25 protein-coding genes are annotated in these 25,668 nt (G+C 49.2%); 13 read left to right on the top strand and 12 right to left on the bottom strand.

Annotated features, from left to right (window positions below; all coding sequences use genetic code 11):
• The first annotated feature begins 1 nt into the window (after position 1).
• Entirely contained in the window at positions 2-232 is a 231-nt protein-coding gene (locus MJX74_RS17985; protein WP_240224398.1) for a type II toxin-antitoxin system CcdA family antitoxin, read from the top strand.
• Positions 232-525 carry a CcdB family protein gene (locus tag MJX74_RS17980; RefSeq protein ID WP_240224397.1) on the top strand — a complete coding sequence of 98 codons (294 nt, stop codon included), beginning with the start codon at positions 232-234 and terminating at the stop codon, positions 523-525. Before MJX74_RS17985 ends, MJX74_RS17980 begins: the two co-directional genes overlap by 1 nt.
• 165 nt (positions 526-690) lie before the next feature.
• Here MJX74_RS17980 and MJX74_RS17975 read toward each other — a convergent pair whose 3' ends face one another.
• Both MJX74_RS17975 and MJX74_RS17970 read right to left on the bottom strand, forming a co-directional pair.
• Positions 691-936: a Rho-binding antiterminator gene (locus tag MJX74_RS17975; protein ID WP_240224396.1), complete on the bottom strand. Its 246-nt coding sequence runs from the start codon at positions 934-936 to the stop codon at positions 691-693.
• A gap of 11 nt (positions 937-947) precedes the next feature.
• Complete coding sequence (locus tag MJX74_RS17970) at positions 948-1,679, bottom strand: PepSY domain-containing protein (protein ID WP_240224395.1); 732 nt, start codon at positions 1,677-1,679, stop codon at positions 948-950.
• Positions 1,680-1,810: 131 nt separating this feature from the next.
• Between MJX74_RS17970 and glsB the strand changes: the two genes are divergently transcribed.
• Both glsB and MJX74_RS17960 read left to right on the top strand, forming a co-directional pair.
• Positions 1,811-2,743 (top strand): glutaminase B, encoded by a 933-nt coding sequence (glsB, locus tag MJX74_RS17965; RefSeq protein WP_240224394.1) that lies wholly within the window; start codon positions 1,811-1,813, stop codon positions 2,741-2,743.
• A 255-nt stretch (positions 2,744-2,998) separates the two neighbouring features.
• Entirely contained in the window at positions 2,999-4,279 is a 1,281-nt protein-coding gene (locus MJX74_RS17960; RefSeq protein ID WP_240224393.1) for an ADP-ribosylglycohydrolase family protein, read from the top strand.
• Between the two features lie 59 nt (positions 4,280-4,338).
• On the opposite strand, the gene MJX74_RS17955 is transcribed toward MJX74_RS17960, so the two are convergent.
• On the bottom strand, positions 4,339-5,031 hold the full coding sequence (locus MJX74_RS17955; RefSeq protein ID WP_240224392.1) for a hypothetical protein: 693 nt from the start codon (positions 5,029-5,031) through the stop codon (positions 4,339-4,341).
• 226 nt (positions 5,032-5,257) lie between these two features.
• Here MJX74_RS17955 and MJX74_RS17950 point away from each other — a divergent pair, with 226 nt between their 5' ends.
• Positions 5,258-5,845, top strand: coding sequence for a YqaA family protein (locus MJX74_RS17950; RefSeq protein WP_240224391.1), 588 nt, complete (start codon positions 5,258-5,260; stop codon positions 5,843-5,845).
• A gap of 13 nt (positions 5,846-5,858) precedes the next feature.
• On the opposite strand, the gene MJX74_RS17945 is transcribed toward MJX74_RS17950, so the two are convergent.
• Entirely contained in the window at positions 5,859-6,368 is a 510-nt protein-coding gene (locus MJX74_RS17945; RefSeq protein ID WP_240224390.1) for a M48 metallopeptidase family protein, read from the bottom strand.
• 279 nt (positions 6,369-6,647) lie between these two features.
• On the opposite strand from MJX74_RS17945, the gene MJX74_RS17940 reads away from it, so the two are divergent.
• Positions 6,648-7,469 carry an alpha/beta fold hydrolase gene (locus MJX74_RS17940; RefSeq protein ID WP_240224389.1) on the top strand — a complete coding sequence of 274 codons (822 nt, stop codon included), beginning with the start codon at positions 6,648-6,650 and terminating at the stop codon, positions 7,467-7,469.
• A 49-nt stretch (positions 7,470-7,518) separates the two neighbouring features.
• On the top strand, positions 7,519-8,259 hold the full coding sequence (locus tag MJX74_RS17935) for a PAS domain-containing protein (RefSeq protein WP_240224388.1): 741 nt from the start codon (positions 7,519-7,521) through the stop codon (positions 8,257-8,259).
• An 11-nt stretch (positions 8,260-8,270) separates the two neighbouring features.
• On the opposite strand, the gene MJX74_RS17930 is transcribed toward MJX74_RS17935, so the two are convergent.
• The 3 genes from MJX74_RS17930 to MJX74_RS17920 form a co-directional block, all read right to left on the bottom strand.
• Positions 8,271-8,753, bottom strand: a complete 483-nt coding sequence (locus MJX74_RS17930; RefSeq protein WP_240224387.1) for an Atg14 domain-containing protein — start codon at positions 8,751-8,753, stop codon at positions 8,271-8,273.
• A gap of 52 nt (positions 8,754-8,805) precedes the next feature.
• Complete coding sequence (locus MJX74_RS17925; protein ID WP_156420280.1) at positions 8,806-9,039, bottom strand: hypothetical protein; 234 nt, start codon at positions 9,037-9,039, stop codon at positions 8,806-8,808.
• Positions 9,040-9,258: 219 nt separating this feature from the next.
• The gene (locus tag MJX74_RS17920; RefSeq protein WP_240224386.1) at positions 9,259-9,774 is read right to left on the bottom strand and encodes an aldolase/citrate lyase/malate synthase family protein; all 516 of its coding nucleotides are present in this window, start codon (positions 9,772-9,774) and stop codon (positions 9,259-9,261) included.
• A 199-nt stretch (positions 9,775-9,973) separates the two neighbouring features.
• Here MJX74_RS17920 and MJX74_RS17915 point away from each other — a divergent pair, with 199 nt between their 5' ends.
• Positions 9,974-11,485, top strand: coding sequence for a DUF3612 domain-containing protein (locus tag MJX74_RS17915; protein WP_275692839.1), 1,512 nt, complete (start codon positions 9,974-9,976; stop codon positions 11,483-11,485).
• A 127-nt stretch (positions 11,486-11,612) separates the two neighbouring features.
• Here MJX74_RS17915 and MJX74_RS17910 read toward each other — a convergent pair whose 3' ends face one another.
• The 3 genes from MJX74_RS17910 to MJX74_RS17900 are packed head-to-tail and all read right to left on the bottom strand — an operon-like array spanning position 11,613 to position 14,115.
• A complete protein-coding gene (locus MJX74_RS17910) occupies positions 11,613-12,107 on the bottom strand; it encodes a GDYXXLXY domain-containing protein (protein ID WP_240224384.1) in 495 nt (164 codons plus the stop codon).
• On the bottom strand, positions 12,104-13,144 hold the full coding sequence (locus tag MJX74_RS17905) for a DUF4401 domain-containing protein (RefSeq protein ID WP_240224383.1): 1,041 nt from the start codon (positions 13,142-13,144) through the stop codon (positions 12,104-12,106). The genes MJX74_RS17910 and MJX74_RS17905 overlap by 4 nt, the downstream gene beginning before the upstream one ends.
• Positions 13,141-14,115, bottom strand: a complete 975-nt coding sequence (locus tag MJX74_RS17900) for a DUF2157 domain-containing protein (protein WP_240224382.1) — start codon at positions 14,113-14,115, stop codon at positions 13,141-13,143. The genes MJX74_RS17905 and MJX74_RS17900 overlap by 4 nt, the downstream gene beginning before the upstream one ends.
• Positions 14,116-14,264: 149 nt before the next feature.
• On the opposite strand from MJX74_RS17900, the gene MJX74_RS17895 reads away from it, so the two are divergent.
• From MJX74_RS17895 to MJX74_RS17885, 3 genes are all read left to right on the top strand, one after another.
• On the top strand, positions 14,265-16,340 hold the full coding sequence (locus MJX74_RS17895; protein WP_240224381.1) for a M13 family metallopeptidase: 2,076 nt from the start codon (positions 14,265-14,267) through the stop codon (positions 16,338-16,340).
• Between the two features lie 364 nt (positions 16,341-16,704).
• Positions 16,705-19,302, top strand: coding sequence for a bifunctional aconitate hydratase 2/2-methylisocitrate dehydratase (gene acnB / locus MJX74_RS17890; RefSeq protein WP_240224380.1), 2,598 nt, complete (start codon positions 16,705-16,707; stop codon positions 19,300-19,302).
• A 263-nt stretch (positions 19,303-19,565) separates the two neighbouring features.
• Complete coding sequence (locus tag MJX74_RS17885) at positions 19,566-19,955, top strand: YacL family protein (protein ID WP_240224379.1); 390 nt, start codon at positions 19,566-19,568, stop codon at positions 19,953-19,955.
• 3 nt (positions 19,956-19,958) lie between these two features.
• On the opposite strand, the gene MJX74_RS17880 is transcribed toward MJX74_RS17885, so the two are convergent.
• Positions 19,959-22,646 (bottom strand): DEAD/DEAH box helicase family protein, encoded by a 2,688-nt coding sequence (locus MJX74_RS17880; protein ID WP_240224378.1) that lies wholly within the window; start codon positions 22,644-22,646, stop codon positions 19,959-19,961.
• Positions 22,647-22,891: 245 nt separating this feature from the next.
• Between MJX74_RS17880 and glnK the strand changes: the two genes are divergently transcribed.
• Together glnK and MJX74_RS17870 are read left to right on the top strand one after the other, a co-directional pair.
• On the top strand, positions 22,892-23,230 hold the full coding sequence (gene glnK / locus MJX74_RS17875; protein ID WP_027672351.1) for a P-II family nitrogen regulator: 339 nt from the start codon (positions 22,892-22,894) through the stop codon (positions 23,228-23,230).
• 12 nt (positions 23,231-23,242) lie between these two features.
• Positions 23,243-24,514: an ammonium transporter gene (locus tag MJX74_RS17870; protein ID WP_068233183.1), complete on the top strand. Its 1,272-nt coding sequence runs from the start codon at positions 23,243-23,245 to the stop codon at positions 24,512-24,514.
• Positions 24,515-24,737: 223 nt separating this feature from the next.
• Here MJX74_RS17870 and xdp1 read toward each other — a convergent pair whose 3' ends face one another.
• Positions 24,738-25,481, bottom strand: coding sequence for an exosortase-dependent surface protein XDP1 (gene xdp1 / locus MJX74_RS17865; protein ID WP_240224377.1), 744 nt, complete (start codon positions 25,479-25,481; stop codon positions 24,738-24,740).
• Positions 25,482-25,668 lie beyond the last annotated feature (187 nt).

Genomic DNA, 25,668 nt, shown 5'->3' with positions numbered 1-25,668 from the left:
TATGAACCATGCTACAAAAGCAGCTTGTAATACTTCGGTGGATGCGGCCTTATTGGCCGAGGCTAAGTCACTCAATATCAGCCCATCTGTGGTGTTAGAGCATGCGCTGCGCAAGGCGGTTAGCCAGGCTAAAGCTGAGTTGTGGCAGGCAGAAAATGCCGATGCGATAGCAGCCTATAACCAGCAAGTTGCAGAGCACGGTACTTTTGCCGAGCGGTTGGGACAAATTTAGTGCTGCAGCAATTTAGCGTTGCCCGTATAGACCAGCTGCGGGTTGTGGTGCTGACTAATACCCTGTTTCACAATATTGATGTTTTGCTGGTAGCACTGATTAAACCTCAAACAAAAGCTGCCTTATTATCGCAGTTTCAAATACCTGTCACTATCGAAGAACAAGCCAGTTATATCGACTTGCTGGATATTGCTTCTGTATCGGCAAAGCGTTTAAAAGCCACGGAAATCAACTTGCAAAGTTACCGCCAGCAAATCAAAGCAGGACTTGATCTACTTATTGATGGCTTTTGAGACACTGAACTGGTATCAGCAATTAACATGTTGCTGACGAAACCGGGCATAACGCAACGTCCTTGCTGTAGGTGGTAAAAATTGCACGGCTGCCATAATGCCCGGTCTCGCATGGCTTATAGCCGTATTGTTTCGGTTTTCCGTGTTCAGAGTATGCAATCTAACTTATTTAAACCGCACTTGCTGCAAATGCGGGTTGGCTACCGTTACTTCAAGCAGCGTAATATCCTCCAGCAGTACCGGCTGTTCTTTATCGCTTTGCTTAATTACCAAACACTCCTGCCGCTGGTCGTTATAGCGCGTGGTTAGGGCAGTACCGCTAAGCACAGCACCCGAGCTTAGCGTCAGTTTCAGCGGATAATGGTACAGGCAGACAATTTCAATATAATCATGCAAGTCGCACTTGAGCATAACGCCTCCGTCTAACCGGGCTGAACTTTGCCTGGTGGTAGTTGATGCCGTCTGGGCCGGTAGCGCTGCCACAGCAGCAGAATGCCGGTTAGTGTAAACAGTAAAGATGCCGCGGCGGTGCTGATAAGCAGCGGGTTGTTAAAGTTGCTGCGCTCGTCGTAATCCATAATATGCAGCATCCAGAAAAAATCGAACAACCGCCAGCCATCTGTACGCACTCTGAGCACCGAGCCGGTAGCCGGGTCGAGATAAAAAATGCTGTTGTCGCTGTCGGCAAACTGCAATTGCCATAGTGGTGCTGGTAAGTGTCGTATCTCTGCCGGGGCTTGTTGTAGCAGCGTTATCCGGCGAAGCGTGCCTTCACCCCGGTATTGCGCTTGCGCCAGTGCGGTGATGTCCTGCTCAGATAATGCCGTTAATAACGTGCCGTCAACAGCGCTGTATCGAAAGCGTTGGCCGGCATCGTCTACCAGATATACCGGCTCAGCATTAAGCTGGTTATCGCTTAGTGTCAGCTGTTGGCTCAGACTAATAATGGCCTGTTTGCTGTGGTGTGCCAACACGCCGGCCGGATTAACGCTGGCACGATGCCACTGCGTATCAGGCTGAGCGTGTAAATGTTCGCCCCGCACTTGTTCTATCGGCATAACAGCCATTATCAGGCCACTTAAAAACCACAGCAGTATTTGTACTACCAACAGTAAACCTAGCCAGTTGTGCAGACGGCGGCACCATTTCAGCATAAGACGTTATTCACTAAAGCAAAAAATGCTATATCAACAGAAATTCAGCGCTAATGCAAAGCGGCAAAATGCCCCGGTTACTTTGCTGCTGTGGCATACTGCCAGCATAGAGAATAGTGCAGGAGGCAGCCTTGCCGATAACGAACACCACCGATCTTAGTGCCTTGTTGCAGCAAATGTTAGCGCAGAGCCAGCCATTATACAGCAGTGGCAAAGTAGCCGATTATATTCCGGCGCTGGCGCAGGTAGCGCCGCAGCAGGCTGCAGTAGCCGTGGCCACGCTGGATGGCCGGCTGCATAGTGCCGGTGCGGCACAGCAGAACTTTTCGTTGCAAAGCATTTCGAAAATCTTTGGTCTGGTAATGGCGATGAACCGGCTGGGCGATGAGCTGTGGCAACGGGTAAATATGGAGCCGTCCGGTCAGCCGTTTAATTCTATCGTACAGTTGGAGTGGGAGCAGGGGATACCACGTAACCCGGTGATTAATGCCGGTGCCATTGTAGTGGCCGATGTGCTGGTTAGCCATTACTCGGCCAGCAAAACCGCCTTTTTAACCTTTTTACGCCGTTTAACCGGGGAAGAAGCCATTTATGCCGACCAGCAGGTGTATTTGTCTGAGCTGGAGCACGGCAACCGTAACGCAGCTATGGCGTATCTGATGAAAAGTTTCGGTAATATTGAAGCGGACGTGCCGCAAGTGCTGGAACACTATTTTTACCAATGCGCCACCGCAATCAGCTGCGAGCAACTGGCGCGCTCGTTATTGTTTTTAGCTAACCGCGGTGTACAGCCGCAAAACAACGAGCAAATTTGCAGCCGGCGCGATGCACACCGCGTAAACGCCATTTTATCTACCAGTGGTATGTATGATCAGTCCGGCGAGTTTGCCTTTAAAGTCGGCTTACCAGCAAAAAGTGGTGTAGGCGGCGCCATTGTGGCGATAGTGCCGCAATTTGGTGTGATAACCGCCTGGAGCCCGCCACTGAACAGCTATGGTAACTCGGTGGTGGCGATGCAGTTAATTCAACAGCTGGCCGACGAGCTGGGATTGTCGTTGTTTTAGTTTAACCAGGCACAAATCTTGTGCGCTTGATGCACTGCCGACCACTGGCTACTGGCCAGTGATTAATCTTGACGTAACCAGCAGATTGCTGCATAAAATAGCAAAATGTTAGCGCTTACATTTAGAGGTTTTATGCGGTTTTCTCGTTGCCAAATTTCCCTGATCCTATTGATGTTGGTTATGCCTGTTGTTTCATTTGCACAACCTGCACCTGCAGCAGATGTTTGCAGGCAGGCACCGGCGGGTTCATACCTGATGCTAAAACAAGATTATGCCGATAAAGTTCATGGTTTCTGGCTTGGCATGAGTATTGGCAACTGGACTGGCCTGGTAACTGAAATGGACAAAATTGGCGGCGAGGGGCCTGCAGGCGTTTTTTATACCCGCAATGATTGGCAAACAAAGGATCAGCCCAGTATTTGGGGCCAGGGTATTCCCAGCCAGTTATCGGAAACGATTGATTGGGTGGTTGCAGGTGAAAATGAAGTGTGGGGCTCGGATGATGACAGTGATATTGAGTATATTTATCTGCAGTTAATGCATAACACCAGGCAACCTCTGCTAAGTGCTGAGCAAATTCGCAACGGTTGGTTAGCGCATATTTATACTGATGCTGACACCCCGTTTAAAACGGCTGAAGGTAAGCCGGAGAATTTTTTATGGGTGTCAAATCAACAAGCGTTCGATTTAATGCAGCAAGATATGTTGCCGCCTTATACCGGCATGCCTGCCTATAACCCGCACTACGACATGATTGATGCTCAGCTTACTACTGAGCTGTTTGGCGTTTTGGCACCTTTTCGCCCTGATATCGCATCGGCGCTGGCCTATTTACCCATACGCACAACAGCCTATGGCGAAGCGGCAGACATTGCTAATTTTTATGTGGAGTTGCACGCGCTGGCAGCGGGTATTGATAGTACTAAACAGATACAGCCGCAGATAATACACATTGCTAAACAAGCCCGGGCAGCATTGCCGCCAAACCAATATCCGGCAAAAATGTTTGATTTTGTCTTGTCGTTATATCAGTCAGGCATACCGTGGGAAGAAGCCAGAGACAAACTGTATCAGCGTTATCAACTGCAGGAAGAAGATGGTTATGAGATAAGCCGTAAAAAGTTATATTGCAACGGCTGTTTTGCAGCGGGCATAAACTTTGCTGCCAGTCTGGTTAGTTTGTTTTACGGTGAGGGTGATATGCAGCACACCATCAAAATAGCCGTGCTTGCCGGGTGGGATTCAGATAACCCAGCGGCAACATGGGGTGGGCTTTATGGTTTTATCCTCGGCAAACAGGGCGTAGAGCAGGCTTTTGGCAGAAGCTTTTCGTCCAAATTTAATATTCATCGTACCCGTAAAGGTTTTGCCAATAATGGCATTGATGATTTTAACAATATGGCACAAATGGCAACGGCGATTGTTGATCAGGTGCTGATACAGCAGATGGCAGCCAAAGGCGCAGAAAAAATACTGTCAGGTGCGCAATGCTGGCATATTCCTGCCTTTGTGCCAACTGCGGTCAGTGCGTTGTAACGTAAATTAAGCCGCAATAGCGGCTTTTTCATATTTTTGTTGGCCTGTATTTCGCTCTGTTATATCTTCCTGAACCTTAGCTCCAGCTCCTGATAATACAGCCGGGTTAAGCCCTCAAAGCCAGAATCTGTACCGATAAACACCCAGACAGTGCCGTCGGCGTTGCTGGTAAATTGCAGCGGTGTATTGCCGCTACCGCTAACAGTTTTGCTGGCAAAGGTTTGGCCGTCACAGCTTAATTCAGGCGCGGCGATGTTGCCGATAACACGGGCCTGGGTACCGTCCCGGCTTTGGTTGCCTTTATCGGCATTTAAATAGTAACCGGCTTGTTTGGGCTCTGCTGCAGCGTAACCAAATTTTAAGTAAACCGACTCGCCCGGAGCACCGCCTACACCTGCACAATCTGCACCGGCATCGGTTAAAAAGCGCAGTGAAGCCGACAACTGATAGCGGGTGGAAGGTTCTAACCCGGTTATTTGCTTTTTGATGTACATAAACAAATCGTCGCTGCGGTTTATGCCTGCCAGATAAAGGCCTTTACCGGAGAAACCTGCTGGCAGGTTGCGCATACCACTTTGCAGTTGATAGATATCAGCGTTGTCGCTGGGGTAATCAGAAAAGCCCGGCTGCCACTGGTGAGTACTCTGGCGAAAATCATAATAATATTCTGGCAGGGTACCGTATTCAATATCGCAGCCGGTTAGCAGCAACAGGCTGCCAGCCAGCAGTGGGAAGTCGCTAATTTTCATCATGCTATTTCTCGACAGGAGTTTAGCCAAAATGGTAGCGTGTCAGCTGGCTATGAAATGTAATTGATTGCAATCAAATTGAAGCTAAGTGTGAAGTTTTATAACTCGCAGGTAAGATAATGCCTGCAGGCTAACCGCGATAATGTTCAGCACTGCACCGCGTTATTTTTTACGTTGCTGCCTGCTTCTGCCAGATGTGAAAAGCAGGCTTATTAGGATTTGTAATACGATGCTGGATTCTAAAGAATTATCGGCCGAAACCTGGCTGGACCGTCTTGATCGGTCTGCCTACGCATTGCCATTGTTATTTGTGCTGTCGATGATGGAAACGCTGATTATACCGATACCGATAGAGGCGATTTTAATTCCGTGGATGCTTAGCCAGTCGCGGCGGCGTTGGACCATTGCCTCTGTGGCACTGGCTGGCAACATCACAGCTGCCGCGCTGGGATATTGGCTGGGTGCGCTGGCGATGGAGCAATGGGGTGACACCTTGATCAGCCTGTTTGGCGGGGCACAGGCTTATGACAGCTTTGCTGAGGAAATACACAATAATGGTTTTGTGTCAGTGTTGGCGGTAGGCGTAACGCCTACGCCACTACAAATAGCGATGCTGGCAGCCGGCGCTACGGGTTATTCATTCTTGTTGTTTTTAATTGCGGTGACGTTGTCGCGGTCGGTGCGTTATTTCGGTCTGGTAATACTGGTAAAAGTCGCCGGTGAATCGGCACTAAAGCTGTGGAAGCGTTATTCGCGTCAGATTGGTGCGGCTTTGCTGGTGCTCGCTGTTGTCTGGCTGTGGTTTCTGTTCAGTTGAGCGAGCAGGGTAGTTATGTTGATACGGCATTGTCCTGTTCAAATAAGGTGAGATACAGGCGTAAGTCCAGCTCCAACTGGTGATAATCGGGCTGCATATGCTGACACAGCTTGTAAAAAGCTTTGTTGTGGTCTTTTTCGCGTAAGTGCGCCAGTTCGTGCACCACCACCATTTGTAGTAGCGGTAGGGGGAGCTGCTTTAATAGTGCGGCTATTCTGATCTCATTTTTGCTTTTTAATTTGCCACCCTGCACCCGGCTAATTTGGGTATGAGTACCCAGGGCGTTGTTAATAATATGAATTTTGGGGTCGAATATCACTTTGCTAACCGGCTCGCTGCTGCGTAGCCATTGCCGTTTTAGCTCCTGCGTAAATTCATACAAGGCTTTGTCGGTTTGCACGCTGTGGCTTTGGTTGGGGTATCGGCGCTGTAAGGCGCTGCCTAGCTGGTCTTCAGCTAGCAACTGGCGTACTTGCTGTTGTAATGTGTCGGGATAGTGGCGCAGGTAAATCAGATCTTGCATTGTTAAAGCTCAGTTATGGCATGTTGGGTATTGGCTGCACTTCAGTTGTGCTGCTAATCAGATATTGAAAGTTGCCAGACAGATAAAATAGCATTTTGTGGTGGCATGACCAATGCGTGGCTAAAGAACTCATCAGTCTCAGCCGCTTTAAATTATGGCGTTGCATATATATAACCACAATCAGGCTCTCTGTTCAGCTTTGTTTTTAGCAGAAGTGACAGTATGATGAAAAACCTGTAAAAGGTACGTTTTGATATATTTGTTGCGAACACAGGCTTAATGAATATTCTGCAAAGAAATAATGTGCAAACTGTTGGCGATCCGGTGGCGCCGGTGCTGTTGTATGGCCATGGTTTTGGCTGCGACCAGACCATGTGGAATCAGATAACTCCTGCGTTTCAAAACAGCCATTTTCAACTGCTGTTTGACTATGTCGGCAGCGGCCAGTCAGATATCAGTGCCTATGATGTCGGGCGCTACGCTACTTTGCAGGGCTATGCGCAGGACATTATTGAAATTTGCGCAGCGTTGGGCTTAACCAACAATGTTGTTTTTGTTGGCCATTCGGTTAGTTGTAGTATTGGTATTCTGGCGGCTATAGCCCGGCCGGGACTGTTTTCTAATATGATTTTGCTTGGCCCATCACCGTGTTTTCGCAACTCCCCGCCGCATTATTTCGGTGGCTTTGAGCCATCCGATTTGCACGAGCTACTGGATTTAATGCAGCAAAACTATCTGGGCTGGGCCAACTATCTGGCGCCTGTAGTCGCTGGCGAAGCGGGCATTATTAGCGGACAGCTGTCAGACAGCTTTTGCTCTACCGATCCGCTGGTGATGAAACAGTTTGCCAAAGCCACGTTTTTTGCTGACAACCGCGACGATTTCGCCAAAGTGGCAACACCGTGTTTAGTGTTGCAGCATAAACAGGATGCGCTGGCTTCGGTTGCAGTAGGCGAGTTTGTGCACCTTCAGCTAAAAAACAGTGAGTTGGTAGTATTGGATGTGGCGGGCCATGTTGCTCATATGAGCCACCCACAGCTGGTTATTGATGCCATGTCGCAATATCTGGCTGCGCAGGATGGAGGTAGTTATTACAGATGATATAAATTTTCTGCCTTGTCCGCTGGTAATTACAGACGAGGTGGGAATTGTGCTGCAGGTAAATAGCGCATTTACCAACGAATTTGGCGACTGTGCTACTAATGCCAATATCAGTGAGATCTTCCCAAAAGCGTCACAGATTTTTTTGCAAACCCATGTTTGGCCACTATTACACCGCCAGGGCTGTGTGAAAGAAATTTATCTTAAAGTACGCGCCCGCACAGAGCCTCGGCTGCCTGTATTACTTAATTGCAGCCGTGGCGAGTTTCGCCAGCAGCAGTGTTATCGCTGGGTTATTTTTCCTGCACGTGAACGCTCCCGCTTTGAACGGGAACTGCTGAAAACCCAAAACGACACCATGATATATGCCCAGAGGTTACAAAAAGCCAATGCCAGGCTGCAAGCTGTACTAAATTCAGCCACTGAGTTAGCTATTATGGTATTAAGCCCGGATGGCACCGTGCGTTTTAATAACTCTTCTGCAGAAACTTTACTGCGTTATAAGGCCGGGAGCCTTGCCGGGCAAAACATTATGACGCTGTTTGGGCAAACCGATACTGCCAGTGAAGCACTACACCGTTTGCGGGCGATATTTACAGCAAAAGGTAGAGCGGGCTTTGGCAAAGCTGAAATCCTGCAGTTAGATACCAGCATGACCGACAAGAATGGCAATAACGTCGAAGTGGCGGTTAGCATAAGCCCCGTTTGCCAAAAAAGTACGACGAATGTGGATGAACTGTTGTTGGTTGCAACCGATAGACGCCAGCGTAAACAGCTGCAGTGTAACTAAGCTATTTAGCGTTATAGCATCAGCGCTAAGGCAGTTTGTATTTGTTCATCGCTTAGATTTTGCTGCTGCATAGCTTTATTCAGGCTTTGTTGGGCGCTGCCAAGGGCGCTGTTCAGCATGCCTAGCTCAGTTTGCAATAGCTTTAGTTTTTCCCGCTGTTGTTCTGATTGCAGCCCATCTTGTGTTGCTTTATCTATTTCGGCCTGCTTATCGGCAATTTGCTGCTTAAGATCGCGGATAGTTTTTAATATTTGCTTAATAATATCCGGCAGATTGCTGTCATCAATATCTTTATTTTGCTCTGCTTGTTTTGCTTTAGTTTTGCCCAGCTCTGACAAGCTGACATAAGCACCCTGCATAGTATTGTTATTGGTAGCAGAGGTGGTTGCACCGGCTGCCGTTTGTTTTGGCTGGTTGAGTTTTAAGCTAACAGGCTGGGGTTGCAGAGTATTAATTTGCATAAAAGGCAGGCGGCTTAAAGTATCGGTGGCCATGTATCGGCTGCTGCCCGGAAAACTTTAGTGCCACGTAACAGAAAAGCGGTTTTTAGTAGCCTTCAGCGCCTTCTTCATAACAAATGCGCAGGCCGTTTTCCATGGTACAGCGTACTTTAGGCTTGTTTTGCTCAGGGGTCAGTACATCTTTAATTTTTTTTACAATGGCAATATCTGCTTCAAGGCCAATTTGGCTAAGAGTGCTAATGCGTTCTTTACTTGAGCCTTGCTCCATTACTGGACGGTGTTTCTCAGCTTTGTTTTCGGCTGCCCCATCTGCAATCATACCGAGCACAGTGCAGCCGTTAAGAGTTAATAGCAAAATAACTGTGGCCAGGTGTTTCATCAGGCACATATAAAACTCTTATTGGGGCATTATTTAGTGGATGCAGGATTTTTACATGTTCAGCTATTAAAATAAACATATATGAGATTTATTTCCGCTGTTTAACCCGCTTTTGTACAACCCCTGAAGTTGAGCAGGTAACTTCAGGGGTTGTAGATGCTATACCAATGAATATGGCTGGCCGTCTTTGCAGGTAAACTGCTTATTACCTTTATGGGCGCAGCTAACCTGGCGGCCGGTTACCATGCTAAACCAGACGCAATCCGGCTCTGAGGTTTGTAGCTGAATATCATCAATGCTGGCTTTATCCTGACAGCCATTAATGCCGCTGCGGTTTAAAATAAGCTCAACGTGGCGGCCATTGTTGTTCAGCACAATAGAGCAGGGCGCTTCACGGTGGCCGCTTAACGCAACAAACTGCGCCGGGCTTTGCAAACCGCTGGTACTTCCGTCGGCAAAAAATGCCAACAGCTGCTGGTAGTACACTACGTAACTGCATACGTCTTTGTGCGAACCTTGCTGCAGCGGAAAGGTTTTGTCTAAAAAGCCTTTTGAGTAATCCATTACCTGTTTGACATGGCGCTGGTTCAGCTCGTTAATCACGCTAAGCTCGGTCGCCATCCAGGCGGTATGGCTCTGTGATGGAGTGCTGTGGTGTTGGGCCAGTGTTGTCATGATGTCATCCTCGTCTCTTGTAATCAGTTTAATTAACCGATGTTCAGGTGCTGCCATCCCTGCGCTGTCAGCATCTGAACATCTACTTTACTGATCATCCGCGTTAAACGTCAGACCAGTTGCTATCGGTTAAAAACTAGTCTAGGCTAAAAATCAGCATAATTTCACAATAGAAATTTTACAGTGTGAATTTTACAAAATGAAAATAAACAAAAGCCTGCTCAGAAAGTCGCATTTCCTCGGAACCAAGATAAGAAACCTGAGGAAACGCAACAACTTAACTATGGAAGATTTATCCACCCGCTGTATCCGTGTCGATCCGGAGCAGGCGCCGTCGGTGTCTTATCTGTCAATGATTGAACGCGGTAAGCGCGTACCCGGCATTGAAATGCTGGAGGTGATTGCTGAAGTATTTCAAAAAGACATCGACTGGTTTCTCGATGGTGAAGATGCTGGCGAGGACTTAACACCGCAAAAAGGCAGTAAAGGCGGCATCAGCGGTATGGCGCTGGAACCGGGCTTTCTGTTTTCCAACGATATTTTGCAAATTGCCATTCCGGAGATGTTGTCGCAAACCGGCACTAGCGGTAAGCAGTTTGCCCAGTTATTAATTCGTGCACATCAGGAGCACAACCAAAATCACTTTCCTGAACTGGAGCGGGCAGCGGAGGGTGTCGGGCAAAAACGCATGCCGTTGAGTGTCGAAGACTTACTGGCAATTATTAAACAGCTGGGCTTAAACATTAAGTGGTTTAAAGAGGCACCAAAAGAGCTGTTGGACGAGCTGGGGGTATTGTCAAAAAACGTATCCACGTCGTTTTTTACCCCGCCCAATACCTTGCATTTAAACAGCTTACTGCAGCAGTTTCCTACGCGGTTAAAGTACGAACTGGCGGTGCATATCGGCCATGCGGTGCTGCACAATAAAGACGGCGTAAAAAGCAGCATGATGGTGGGTGGGGCGCGTGATGATGACTTGTCGGATTCCACTGCCGTGCAACCGCAGGATATTTTGCATGCCTGGCGTGATTTTGAATCTAGCTTTTTTGCCGGAGCTTTGCTGTGCCCCAAGTTGCCGTTTCGCCAGTTGCTGGACCGCCACGGTTATGAGATCAGCACGCATCAGCAAGCAGGGGTATCGGCGTCTGTGGCTATGCGCCGTATGACGGCGGTATCACCCTATACGCACTGGCATTATTTTGATGCTTATACGCCGGGTAAACTCAAAGCCGTGTATCGCGGCAATGGTATACCGCTGCCGTGGGGCAATATGCGTCAGGTTGAAGACCCTTGCCAGCATTGGGCAGTGTTTCGGATGTTTGATGTTGAAGGCGTAGCCAGCAGCGCGCAGTTGTCGTTGCTGGATGTTAACGGCGCGCCGCGTATTTACTGCTGCGAGTCAACCAAAGTCAGCGATTTGGCCGGTAATACCCATGTATTGTGTGCCGGTATTGATTTAAACCCGGCGTTGCTGGCGCAAGGCGTTGATGCTGATAGCATGGCTGCAGAGTTAAAGCAGCTGTGCGTTGGCAGCAGCGGCGGCGCTAAAGTGCCTAGAGTTATTCAAACCGCGCTGACCAGTGTGGCGAATATTCTGAATATTAACTGGGTGGCCCGCAGCTTACAAAAACCGGTGCAGCTGATTTGCGCCCGCGGTAATAGCTGCCCGCGCAGTCCGGGCTGTTATCAGTGTGAACGTGCCGACGAATAATTTCAGTGAGAATCGGTTTGCCCTAAGCCAACCGTTGCAGGCCAGGATGGCCGAATCGAGCCCCCAGGGATGGGTTTACGGCGTGTTGGCGTGGGCAAACCGGTTCGACCTGCGAAGAGAGCAGGGTTCAGCGGTTATTTTCTCCCAATAACTGCAAATTCTCATCCAATAGGCCTACCAGCAATGCCTTGCCGCTGGCATCTACCCGGAACTGACCATACGGTGCCTGTTCATACTGTGCGCCTGTACCTTCAGCAAAAAAGAATGCATTAGGGCCAACACTAATAATACCGTCGCGCCAGCGCAGCAATACTGCAACCAGCTGTGGGTCTTGCGGCAGGTTGTTACTCAGGCTGTGTAAACTGGCGCGTTGTTCGGCATCGACATTTAGCCAGGCGTATTTATAGTGCGTAGCATCTTCGGGTAATTCGCGATCAATCGCATAAGCCAGCGCCATATAATCGCCCTGCATAATTGACCGTGGGTCCAGCGGTGCCAAAGCGATGTTAACCACCCGGCCGGTTTTTAATGTTTGCTCAAACTGCCAGATAGCAAAACCTGCTGCGGCAAGAATAAGTAGCAAAGCCGCCGCAATAGCACGGCGTTGTAAGGTGATGCTCATACAAGTCTCCGCTGATAGCGCTGTAACAATAACCAGGCTGCCAGTAGCGTTATACCGCTAAGGGCTAAGATGCCGGATTTATGTAACAAATTAAGCTGTAAACTGTAGTAAAACTGGCTGATGGCCAGCAACATGCTAAGCAGACATAACGCGTACCAGTTTCTGCTGCAGCCATAAAAACAGGCCAGCATTAACGCTGTGCTAACCAGTAAACCGGATGCCGGGTACAGCAAAATACACAGCAAAACGGTTATTGTAAGCAGTGCCAGACGGCTGGGCACTGTTGCCAGCCGGCTTAGCCAGAATACGGTTGAAATTAATAATACACTGCCAAGTGCGCTATACAGGGCACGGGCCATATCCAGCCTGTTATCCAGCCAGTAACCGGCGTCCAGCCACAATAAAGACTGGCCGAATAACGTTAGCGCCAGCGCTGCCAGAGTTATAACTTCCAGCAGGCTTTTAATGGTAGTAGCCCGGGCAAAGCCGGCCCATTTTAGCCGGCTGCACCATAACAGTGCGGCCGCCATAGCCAGCAGGCTGCTGACAACTGCAAGCAACGGGGCGGAACTTACCAGCGATAACAGGCACAACAACGCTATGCTGAGGCTGGCCCGCTGATGCAACTGGTTTAGCGGGCTTAGCAGTAGCAAGATGCTGATAACCGCACAGGCATAGCGCGCGGTTTCATCGTTTAAGCCTGGCACATCGTAGATAACGTATACCAGTAACCCCTGGCCGGCCAGCGCAATGGCTACCGCCATTTGCTGTAAAAACTCTTGCTTGCGGCTTGTCAGCCAGATAGCTGCAGCCAGCAACATAACGGCGGCAGCAATGCGCACCGGGTTATTATCGGCCAGTGCCAGTAACGGGCCTAAAAAAGAGCCGATAATCAAAATAGACGCTATCCAGGCGGCTATGCCAAGCAGAATCTGCAGCCACCAGGGACTGGCCGCTGCGTGCAGTTGCTGCGCTTTGGTGGTATCAATAATACCGGCGTGCTGCAGTTGGGTACTGAGTTTCGTATGGTTGCTCATGTTGTTTTCCCTACTGCTGTTTGTTGGAGCTTTTTCAGCCAGATAACAGCAGCGACGCTACTGCCAATAACAAACAGCGCTAACAAATTCATGGCAAAAAAGTCATCAGCACTTTCCAGCAAGCTTGCCAGCATTGCGGTTGCCACGGTAATTGCGCTAAAGGCCAGTAAAGCCAGGATCAACACATCACGGCGCTGGCGCCAGTACCACAGTGTCAGCACGGCAGTTAGTGGCAGATACACCAGCAGGTTAAGCTGGTATCCGTTGTCCCACGCCGCAAGACCTGCACCAAGCGTTAATGGGGCTACTAATATCAGCGCCGAAAGCCGGACCAGTGTTTGATTAGCTTTAACCCCCAGCCGTGGCAGCGCAAACTCGGCAAATAGCATAATTACCAGATTTGCCAGCGCCAGTCTGAGTATCATTGGAGCGCCTGCCAGCAGCCAGAGAAGCTCGGATTGGGTCATTAAATAACGGCCAAGCGCGAGTTCCAGCACCACAAACCAGAGTAAATAACAGGCCCGGCTTTTAGATAGCAGCACCAGCGGCGTAATAAGCGCAGCCCAACTGGCAAATAGCTGCCAGATATCTGCACCTGTTTGGTAAGTCTGGCCAATCAGTGCCAGTAAGGCACCTGTCAGTATGGCAGCACTGAGTAACGCCGCACGCTGCACCAGGCTGGCAGGGGCGCTGCGTTTAGCAATAACGCCGGATAGTACCAGCGCACCGGCGGCCAGCGCAAACTTAGTAAAGTAATGCATAAACGGCCAGTTATGCGCGAGGAAGAAAATTACGGCAGCGCCCAGCAGTACCACAGTGCCGAATAGTAAAATAAGATTAGCCTGCGCTAACCAAAGGCCCGTAGCAGGTTGCAGTGGGGTCTGGCTGCCCGCTTGCTGCAGCTGCTCGGCACTTAGCTGGCGTTGTTCACGCCATTGCAGCAGTTGGTTGGCATGTTGCAGGTTGTCCATGCTTTTGGTCTCTCGAATGGTTTATTGGCTAGCATCATAGCGTTTTTATAACTTGTTACAACTTCGTAGCAGCGTTGGTTTGGCATCAGTTATACAACGGAGTAGTATAAAGCTGCGTAATTATAAGTAACCCCATCAGGATAACAACAATGAAGAAACTTACTTTAGCTGCCGCCTCTGTGGCGCTGGCGCTTGGCCTTACGGCGTGTAACAAACAGGACACCACTCAAACTCAAATCCCGGCTGCGGCGGCTGTTGAAGCTAAAGCACCGCTGGTATCGGGTATTGATCAGCAGTATTTTGACCCTGCGGTAAAATTCAGTGAAGACTTCTTCCTGGCCATTAACGGCAAATGGCTGGCTGAAACACCTATCCCGGCGGATAAAGCGTCTTATGGCTCCTTCCATATTTTGAACGACAACTCGCAGCAGGCAGTAAAAGCCATTATTGATGAAGTGTCGGCCCGTGCAGATTTAAAAGCCGGCTCAGACGAGCAAAAACTGGGCAGTTTTTACAACAGTTTTATGGATGAAGCCACGATTGAAAAGCTGGGTTTAAGCCCACTGCAGCCACAACTGGATGCCATTAAAGCGCTAACAGACAAAAGCCAGTTAGCGGCGCTTTTTGCCAGCCTGCAACGTGATGGTGTAGCCATTCCGTTTGGCTGGTATGTTAATAACGATGCAAAAAATTCTTCCGAGTATGCGGTATATCTGGGCCAGGGTGGTTTAGGCTTACCTGACCGTGATTACTATTTTAAAGATGATGAAGCCTCATTAAATATTATTAACCAGTATAAAGCGTACTTAACGGATATGTTTACTCTGGCAGGCCACACTGATGCTGCTGCGGCTGCCGAGCGTGTTTACGCGCTGGAAAAAGCGCTGGCAGAGCACCACTGGACCCGGCTGGAAAGCCGTAATGCCGATAAAACCTATAACAAAATGTCTGCCACTGACCTTAACAGCAGTATGGGTAGCTTTGACTGGGCGGCATTTGCCAGTGGGGCTAAGTTAAGCGCGGTAACAGATATTATTGTTAGCCAGCCGTCTTACTTCGAAGGTTTTAGCAAGGTGCTGGCAGACACTGATCTACAAAGCTGGCAGGATTATTTAAGCATCAAAGCTATTAATGGCTATGCCGATAGTTTAAGCAGCAACTTTGCCGAGCGTAAATTTGCCTTTTTCGGCACTACCTTAAGTGGTATTGAGCAACAACAACCTCGCTGGAAGCGCGCGGTAGATGCCTCGGATCAGGTGTTGGGTGAGCTGACCGGCAAGCTGTATGTCGAGCGCCACTTTAAACCAGAAGCCAAAGCGCGGATGGAAGAGCTGGTTGCTAACCTGATTAAAGCTTACGAAATCTCCATTAAAGAACTAGAATGGATGACCGAAGAAACCAAAGTGGCTGCGCTGGAAAAGCTCAGCACCTTTACGCCAAAAATTGGTTACCCGGATAAATGGAAAGATTACTCAGCGCTGGAAATTAAAGCAGATGATTTAGTCGGCAACTTTATGCGTGCCAGCCACTGGGCCTATGATGACATGCTTAACAAGCTGGGTAAGCCAATCGATAAAGGCGAGTGGTTTATGACGCCGCAAACGGTAAATGCTTACTACAACCCGGTAAACAATGAAATTGTGTTCCCTGCCGCTATTTTGCAACCGCCATTTTTTAATATGGAAGCTGACGACGCAGTGAACTACGGTGGTATTGGCGGCGTTATCGGCCATGAAATTGGTCACGGTTTTGATGACCAGGGCGCAAAGTATGATGGTAACGGTAACTTACGTAACTGGTGGACAGAGCAAGACAAAGGCCAGTTCCAGGCGCGTGGAGCTAAGTTAATTGGCCAGTACAACCGCTTTGAGCCATTACCGGGCGTTACGGTAAACGGCGCTGTGGCACTGGGTGAAAACATCGGTGACTTAGGTGGTATGACAGTCGCGTTAAAAGCCTACCATTTGTCACTGGAAGGTAAAGACGCTCCGGTTATGGATGGCTTTACCGGCGATCAGCGCTTCTTTATCAGTTGGGCGCAGGTTTGGCGTACTAAGTTTCGTGAAGAAGCCTTGCGCCGTCAGTTAAGCACCGGGCCGCACTCACCGGCGCATTACCGTGTTATTGGTGTGCTGCCGAATATTCCGCAGTTTTATACGGCGTTTGATATTAAAGAAGGCGATAAGATGTATTTACCGCCGGAGCAGCGCGTTAAGATCTGGTAACCGTAAATCCATTGGGTAATAAAAATCTGCTACACTGCACAGGCTGAGTAGGTAACTGCTCAGCCTTTTTTGTGTATTTGTAAGCTGTTCAAATTCGTTCCTGACGAATTTGTCGCCGGCTCAGACACTCTGTGGCGCCCGGCTCGGGATTCCAACCTCTATTATAAGCAATGAGGTCTGACCACTATAATAAAGAATATATAACATCCGGTTTTATATTCACAGAATTTATACCCACTATAAGTAGGGTGGTTAACGGCCTGATGTCAATCTGGCCCGAATTTTCATATAATTACGCCCATTCATTTCAGTGAAATGACGCCGCAGTAGCAAGACTGCCGGCAACGACCAAGAGGATCATACTGTGCTACAACAATATCGCGAACATGTGGCCGAGCGCGCAGCGCAAGGTATCCCGCCAAAACCGCTCAATGCAGAGCAGGTAGCCGCCTTAGTTGAACTGTTAAAGAACCCGCCAAAAGGTGAAGAAGACACCTTAGTTGATTTACTGGTAAACCGTGTACCACCAGGTGTAGACGAAGCCGCTTATGTTAAAGCCGGCTTTTTAGCTGCGCTGGCCAAAGGCGAAGCGTCAAGCAGCCTGATCAGTGCCGAATACGCCACTGAGCTTCTGGGTACCATGATGGGCGGCTACAATATTCAGCCGTTAATCAGCCTGCTGGACAACGACAAGCTGGCGCCTATGGCTGCCAAAGCGCTGTCGCACACTTTGCTGATTTTCGATGCTTTCCATGATGTGACTGAAAAAGCCGATGCCGGCAATGCGCATGCTAAACAAGTAGTGCAAAGCTGGGCTGATGCGCAGTGGTTTGAAGCCAAGCCAGCCCTGGCAGAAAAAATTACTGTTACCGTATTTAAAGTGTCTGGCGAAACCAACACTGATGACTTGTCACCGGCACCGGATGCCTGGTCACGGCCGGATATCCCACTGCATGCCTTAGCCATGCTGAAAAATGCCCGTGAAGGCATTAACCCGGATCAGCCAGGCACGGTTGGCCCAATCAAGCAGTTAGACGAGCTGAACACAAAAGGCTTCCCGCTGGCCTATGTTGGCGATGTAGTAGGTACCGGTTCATCACGTAAATCAGCAACTAACTCAGTGCTGTGGTTTATGGGTGACGACATCCCTTACGTGCCAAATAAGCGCGGTGGTGGTTTTGTACTGGGTGGCAAAATTGCGCCAATCTTCTTCAACACTATGGAAGACTCAGGCGCGCTGCCGATTGAAGTTGATGTTTCCAAGCTGGAAATGGGCGATGTGATCGACATTCTGCCGTTCGAAGGCAAAGTGGTTCGCCACGGCACTGACGAAGTGCTGGCAGAATTTAGCCTGGCAACCGATGTATTAATTGACGAAGTACGTGCCGGTGGCCGTATTCCATTGATTATCGGCCGTGGTTTAACCGACCGTGCGCGTGAATTTTTAGGCCATGGCCCTTCGGAAAAATTCCGTCGTCCACAAGCTAAAGTAGATTCTGGCAAAGGCTTTACGCTGGCGCAGAAAATGGTGGGTAAAGCTTGCGGCGTGAAAGGCGTACGCCCGGGCACTTACTGTGAACCAAAAATGACCACAGTAGGCTCGCAAGATACGACCGGCCCGATGACGCGCGACGAGTTAAAAGACTTAGCCTGTTTGGGCTTCTCGGCTGACTTAACTATGCAGTCGTTCTGTCACACTGCCGCTTATCCGAAGCCGGTAGACGTTGATACGCACCACACACTGCCGGACTTTATTATGAACCGTGGCGGCGTAGCGCTGCGCCCTGGCGATGGTATTATCCACAGCTGGTTAAACCGCATGTTACTGCCTGATACCGTTGGTACCGGTGGTGACTCGCACACCCGTTTCCCGATTGGTATTTCGTTCCCGGCCGGTTCTGGTTTGGTGGCGTTTGCTGCCGCTACCGGTGTTATGCCACTGGATATGCCGGAGTCGGTATTAGTGCGCTTTAAAGGTGAGATGCAGCCTGGTATTACGCTGCGCGACTTAGTGCATGCTATTCCGTACGTTGCTATCCAAAAAGGTTTGTTAACTGTTGATAAGAAAGGCAAGAAGAACATCTTCTCCGGCCGTATTTTGGAAATCGAAGGTTTACCAAACTTAACGGTAGAACAAGCGTTTGAGTTATCTGATGCCTCTGCCGAGCGTTCAGCTGCCGGTTGTAGTATCAAGCTTTCAGATGCCTCTATTGCTGAATACTTAGAATCAAACATTGTTATGCTCAAATGGATGATCTCTGAAGGTTACGGCGATGTACGTACTATCGAGCGTCGTATTAACGCGATGCAAGCCTGGCTGAAAGATCCGCAGCTGATGTCGGCTGATGCCGATGCTGAATACAGCGAAATTATCGAAATTGACCTGGCGGACATTAAAGAGCCGGTACTGTGTGCACCAAACGATCCGGACGATGCGCGCTTACTGTCTGATGTAGCTGGCGATAAAATTGATGAAGTGTTTATCGGTTCTTGTATGACCAACATCGGCCATTTCCGCGCAGCGGGTAAGTTACTGGATAAATACAAAGGCCAGCTGCCAACCCGCCTGTGGATTGCCCCGCCAACCAAGATGGACCAGGCGCAGTTAACTGAAGAAGGTTATTACAGCATTTTCGGTAAAGTAGGTGCCCGCACTGAGATGCCAGGCTGTTCACTGTGTATGGGTAACCAGGCACGCGTAGCCGAGAACTCAACAGTAGTGTCTACCTCTACGCGTAACTTCCCTAACCGTTTAGGTCAGGGGGCCGATGTGTACTTAGCGTCTGCAGAGCTGGCAGCGGTAGCCTCTATTATCGGTCGCTTGCCAACGGTAGCCGAGTATATGGAATACGCTAAGCAAATCGACGCGACAGCGGCCGATACCTACCGTTACCTGAACTTCCATAAGATGCCGCAGTACACCAAAAAAGCGGATAACGTGATTATTCAGCAAGCGGTGTAATAAGCGCTGTAATGCTAAAGGCCTGCTACCGCAGGCCTTTTTTCTGCTCGCTAATATACGGCGAGCGGCTACAATTTTAGCAGCGACCGGCTGAAAGATTATTTGCGCGGGCGGAATTGCAACGCCCACCGGGCTCGCCACAGTAACTCGCGCCCGCTGCACGTTCGCTCAGACACCCTGTGTCGCCCCATTGGGGATGCAAACCCGCCAGGGAGAAGCTGCGCAAATAACCATCAGCCATTTCCTTTGTACGGACGAGATGTATGGAATACGATTTTATTTACGATCGCAATACACTGCAGTTCAGCATCAGGCTGGCGGCGGAGCATGAGGTGTTGGGCCGTTTTTTGCTGGACGAATTTGGCCAGCAGGCTGAGGCCTATACGCCATTACTGCAGCAACTAAGCGGGCTTAAACCGCACCAGAGCATGCAGTATCAGGGCAAAGAGTTTTTGCTTGAGGTAGAAAACGGCGAAGTGACCTTAAGCCACAACACGCTGTTTTATACCGGCACTGAGCAGTTGCCGCAGCGCCAGCAAGATAAGCTGGCCGATGACGATTTACAGCTGGACGAGCAGGGTATGAGCACGCAATGCGGGCTGGAAGATTTACTAAAACTGCTGCGCGAATGGCAGCAGTTTCTGGCTGATTAGCCGTTACAACCAGCGGTCTTGGCGTTTGGATCGTGGTTTAAATACCGATGAAAATGCTTGCATCCGGGCTTTTAACAAACTCTCTCTGCCGCTATCACCGCGGCAGTAAATCAGGTCTCCGGGGCCGACATATTTGCTCCAACAGCGATAAAAAATACTGGCATGCTCCTTAGTAACCGCCAGACGCACCGGTACGGCATGATAATCGTCCCGTGTCATACCGAGAAAGTTTCCGCTGCGGATCACCAGATACCTGGGATTGTCGATAGGACCTAGAATCTCATTCAGGCAATCGGCAAACAGTGATGACTCATAAAAGGTGCTGCCTTGCAGGGCAAGAAAGACATTGCCATCGTCCAGCTCGACCGTATGAACATTTAACCGCCTGAACGGTGTGCTGATATGCCCGGTTTGACATAATGCTTCGGTCAGTGCCATACCAATTTGTTTTAAACTGCCGTCGATTGGTAAATGCCGCAGCATAATTTTGATTGTACGCACAGTAGTGGGCAGCAAGTAAAGTATGCCAGCCACTAAACACAAAGCGAACACCAGTAACATTACCGATAAACCAGCCCTGGCGATGGAGAAGGAAACAATAGTGCCTAAACTCAGCAACAAGGTGAGTTGAGCCAGCAGATATTTAAAGGTCTTTGCCGTATGGTACCAGCGAATACCCGGCACTTTTTCAGTGCTTACACCAGGAACAACGTGCGCCTGATGATCCAGTGTCAGTGCTTGCTGCCAGCGCTGCTGCAGTGTCGTAATTTGTTGCAATCTGTTGCGCATAGTGTTGTTGCTGACACGGATAAGATCAGATTGCCGGTTACTGCTGACAAGCTTGTCCAGTTCACTGGCGTTGAGTCTGGCAAAGCCACTTTCTATGGTGTTTTTGCGCTCTGACAAACCGACAAAGGTGTCAAAGCGGCGAGCCAGATCTTGTAAGTCCTGTAAGCCAAAAAATGAGCGGGTATCTACGGCCAGTAAATGCCAGATACTGCTGGCTTTATCTGGTGTTTTACGGTCCAGCCGGATCGCCCGACCGCGCATTTGGTTTGTCAGCATAAAAGAGCCAACGGCAGTGGCCAGGATCAGCGAATTAACCACCGGAGCATCCCAACCTTCGCCTAATAGCGCTCTGGTACCCACTAATAGCTGAATTTGACCACTGTTTAATAAGCGGGTAAATAAACTGGTCTGTTCGTTCAATGGCCCGCTGAGCCTGCTGTACCCCGGGGCTGCAGAGAACGGGCTGACGCTGAGTTTCATCAGGCTCAGCTCATCGCTGAGTTCTGTTGCTAAAACCGTTGGTAGCAGGCTAAGTCTGCCGGTAAGTAACCCCTTGGCTGCAGTGGTGTCAGGTGCCTGAAGCAGGGCATTAAATACCGGCCAGGCACCCAGAGGCAGGGCTCCACTTTCAGCGCCGGTCGACAGCTGCTCGTCGCGGATATAGTCAGTCAGGATCACCTGGCGCAGGCTATTTTTCCGTATTTGATACTCCAGCTGATGAATATGTACACAGGCTTCAATTTTCACTGGATTCAGTGCCAGAGCCCGGCTCAGCTGTGGATTACTGCTTAAAAGTAACTGGCGTTTTTGCAGCAGTTGGCTGGCAGTAAGCTGGCGCTGTAACTGGGCAACATAGAGTTGCTGTGGCTTATCTGCAGCAAAGTCGTCTGAAAACAGCACTGCATTAAGCAGAATTTGCCAGTTTATTCGGTTTAGTGTCGGGATATCCTGCGGTTGAAAGTCCAGTATTTGCAATAAGCCGATTGGTAAATGGTGTTGGCGGGCAGCTAAAAAAGCCAATAATGCCAACGCAAGCTCTGGCGCATGCAAAATATCCCGTGCAGTAATAGTGCTGGAGAGCCACTTATGTTGCTGTATCAACTGATTAAACTCAGGCTGGTTAAACAAGCTATCGCACAGCGCAACCACCTTATCGTCATAAGCAGCAAACTGCTGTTGTTCACTCTCACTGATAGCTTCAGTCCAGACATAATCCTGGTGCGGGCACAGGGTCCCGGCCTTAACCAGTTCTGGTACGGAAATCTCTTCGTCTACCGGGCCACACAACTGTTCATAGCGTTGCCAGTTATGGCTTTGTGCATCATAAGGAGGTGTGGCAGTAAGTGATACCAACACTAACTCAGGCATGGCAGTACACAAGATGTCTAAAACGCGCCACCACTCGTTAGTCAAGTGGTGTGCCTCGTCCAGAATAAGAACGCCAATGCGGTGTTGTTGCAGCGCCGAGATCAAACATTGAATTTCATTGTTATCAAGTACTTCAGGGGTAGTTTCAGTTGCCTCATCGTCAGATATTTGTTCAGTTGGATCTTCTGACACCTGACCTGCTAATTGCCAGTGTAGTGCCTGATACGTCACTGACGTTAATACCCCTGGCGCTCTGATATCAGTGCTTACCCAGCTAAGCTGGTATTGTCTGTGTTGTGCAGAAAAGTCAGTCAGGCGCAATAGCCACTGGTCACGGATAACACGGGTGGGCGACAAAACCAGCGTGTTTTGCTGCAACAGACGAAATACTTCGAGCCCCAAACTGGTTTTACCTGCTCCGGGGGCGGCAACAATATGCAAACGCTTATCGGCTAAGTGATGGTGAACGGCGTCGAGCACACGTTGCTGATAAGGCCGCCAGGGGTAGCGAAATAACAGTTGGCTGAAAGGCAAAGTGATGCATCCTGCAAAATATCGGGCTGCAGATAGTACATAGTTCAGTTACGAAATTGCAACCTGATATCCGTCCTGTAGCTGCACTTGCACGGGGAATGAGTGCATCATTTTGGTGCGTTTTTTTTCATCAGCAATTGCAGCTTTACATCAAGTCATTGATATTTATGTTTTTTAAAAAGTTGGCACAAGGCTTCCTTAGTAAATAATGAATCGCTAAGACGACCACTTAAAGGGAACATAATATGAAGCTTGTATGTGCCATCATCAAGCCGTTCAAACTGGACGATGTACGCGAAGCTATTGCTGACATTGGGGTAGAAGGTTTAACGGTAACAGAAGTAAAAGGTTTCGGCCGCCAGAAAGGGCACACCGAGTTATATCGTGGTGCTGAGTATCAGGTCGACTTCCTGCCTAAGGTCAAGCTGGAAATTGCCACGCTGGACGATCAGGTTGATCGTTTGATTGAGGCGATCCAGAAAGCCGCTTACACCGGCCGTATCGGCGACGGCAAAATTTTTGTTTATGACCTGGAGCAGGCAGTGCGTATTCGGACCGGCGAGTCTGACGCTGAAGCCATATAAGGAGCTGTTATCATGCAAGAGCAAATTTATCACTTACAGTATGCAATGGACACCTTTTACTTCCTGATCTGTGGGGTATTGGTGATGTGGATGGCGGCGGGCTTCTCTATGCTGGAAGCTGGCCTGGTACGGGCAAAAAATACCACCGAAATTCTGACTAAGAACGTGGCGTTGTATTCTATCGCCTGCATCATGTATCTGGTGTGCGGTTACGCCTTTATGTATGGCGGCGAGTTTTTCTTGAGCGGTATCGGCGGCGTTGACGTTGATGCTACCTTAACCAGTTTTGCTGAACGTGAAGATGGCTTCACCGGCGGTGCTGTGTACTCTACTGCATCTGATTTCTTCTTTCAGGTGGTGTTTGTAGCTACTGCTATGTCTATCGTCTCCGGCGCTGTGGCCGAGCGCATGAAATTATGGGCTTTCCTGGCATTTGCCGTAGTTATGACTGGTTTTATTTATCCGGTGCACGGTTCATGGACCTGGGGCGCAGAGGGCATGTTTGGTATTAATCTGGATGACCAATTTGGTTTTTCTGACTTTGCCGGTTCAGGCATCGTACACATGGCCGGTGCGGCCGCTGCGCTGGCAGGTGTATTGCTGCTGGGCGCGCGTAAAGGCAAGTACAGCAAAGATGGCAAAGTAAATGCCATTCCGGGTGCCAATATGCCAATGGCTACCTTGGGTACCCTGATTTTGTGGATGGGTTGGTTCGGTTTTAACGGTGGCTCGGTATTAAAGCTGGGCGATATCAGCAACGCTAATGCGGTAGCTGTAGTATTTCTTAACACCAATGCTGCTGCAGCGGCAGGCGCAATAGCTGCGCTGGCACTGTCGGTAGTGTTGTTCCGTAAAGCAGATTTAACCATGGCATTAAACGGCGCTCTGGCGGGTTTAGTGGCTATTACTGCTGAGCCATCCACACCAACTGCACTGCAGGCAACGTTATTCGGTGCTATTGGTGGCGTATTGGTTGTAGCGTCTATTATCGGTCTGGATAAGCTGAAAATTGATGATCCGGTAGGTGCGATTTCTGTACACGGTGTCGCAGGTTTATTTGGCCTGTTACTGGTGCCATTAACCAAAGACGGGACCAGCTTTGTTGGCCAGTTAATTGGCGCCGCAGCTATCTTCGCCTGGGTATTTATTGCCAGTCTGATAGTTTGGTATGTATTGAAACTGGTTATAGGCATCCGCGTAAGCGAAGAAGCCGAGTATGAAGGCGTTGATGCGTCAGAGTGTGGTATTGAAGCCTACCCTGAATTCGTCGCGTCGGTAAAGTAAGCAGCCTGGGAAGAGTTGGTGGAACTTCCCGGGAGCAAGTGAGCGATACGCTACCAACAGGTAGCGCTACCGCGAACTGAACGTCACCACCAAACTACGTCTATCCTTGTCCTTTGTCTTTTTATCTGACACCCCGTGCTTTATAGCGCGGGGTTTTTTATTGGCATAAATTACAGCTAATAAAAAAGCACCGCCAGCGGTGCTTTGGGTAACACAATAAAAATTAACGCAGCTTTTTGCGCCGGCCGGCAAAAGCTAATAAAGCAAAGGCAAACAATGACAAGCTGGCAGGAGCAGAAACCTGGGTAGTATCTGAGGTTTTAGTGGTTAAGCCACTGAATTTCAGGTTGTCATTACCCGCTGTTAAACCACCACCAAAATACTGGTTGTAAGCACCAATCAGCCAATAACTGGCGCTGGTACCGGCTGTTGTTTTAGCCTGATTGGCGCCGCTGTCCAGAGCATAATACTGGTTCAGTGGTGAAGAACCAACATTAGAAAAACTGGAAGATGACAGTGCATAACCGGATACCTGATTCCAGCGTGTCATGGCAGAGCCACCTTCAAACGGGTTGCTGTCAAAGGCTGCAATAGAAATATCAGAGTCGGTCATGTAGTTAGAAATGCTGATGCCAGACAGCTCAACATCCTGATCAAAAGACAACAGCACAAAGTCATAGCGCCCGACGTTATCTGTCCAGTGCGCTTCGCCGTTGGCATTATATACCAGCGTACCCCATTGACTTAGCCACAGTTCGCTTTGAAAAATGTTTTCATCGTTGTAGGCCGACCAGCCGGTCATTGTCACCGACATAGTGTTGTCGTTGTCACTCAGGTTGACGCTATTGGCAACTATATTACGGTTCAGGCTGCTGACACCGCCGCTGCCAACAAAATCCCATGTTTGGGTAGCTGCATAACTGGTACTGCTAAGTACAAGCAAACTGGCAACAAGTAACTTTTCCATAGTGATAGCCTTAATCCAATGAGCTGATGCCGCCCGGACGCTGTTTTATCCATTCTGCCGGGCATCCGTTTAATGGCTGCTTTAATGCAAAAAAAATACCAAAGTACGGAACTGTTTGTAAATTATAAAATTTTTCTGTATTTAGTGCTGGGTTAGCCACAGCGCTGTAAATCTTTCTGACACAAAA

Origin of the sequence: Rheinheimera hassiensis (assembly GCF_022436675.1) — a bacterium.
Taxonomy (GTDB): domain Bacteria; phylum Pseudomonadota; class Gammaproteobacteria; order Enterobacterales; family Alteromonadaceae; genus Alishewanella; species Alishewanella hassiensis.
This window is presented reverse-complemented; position numbering and strand designations above follow the sequence as displayed.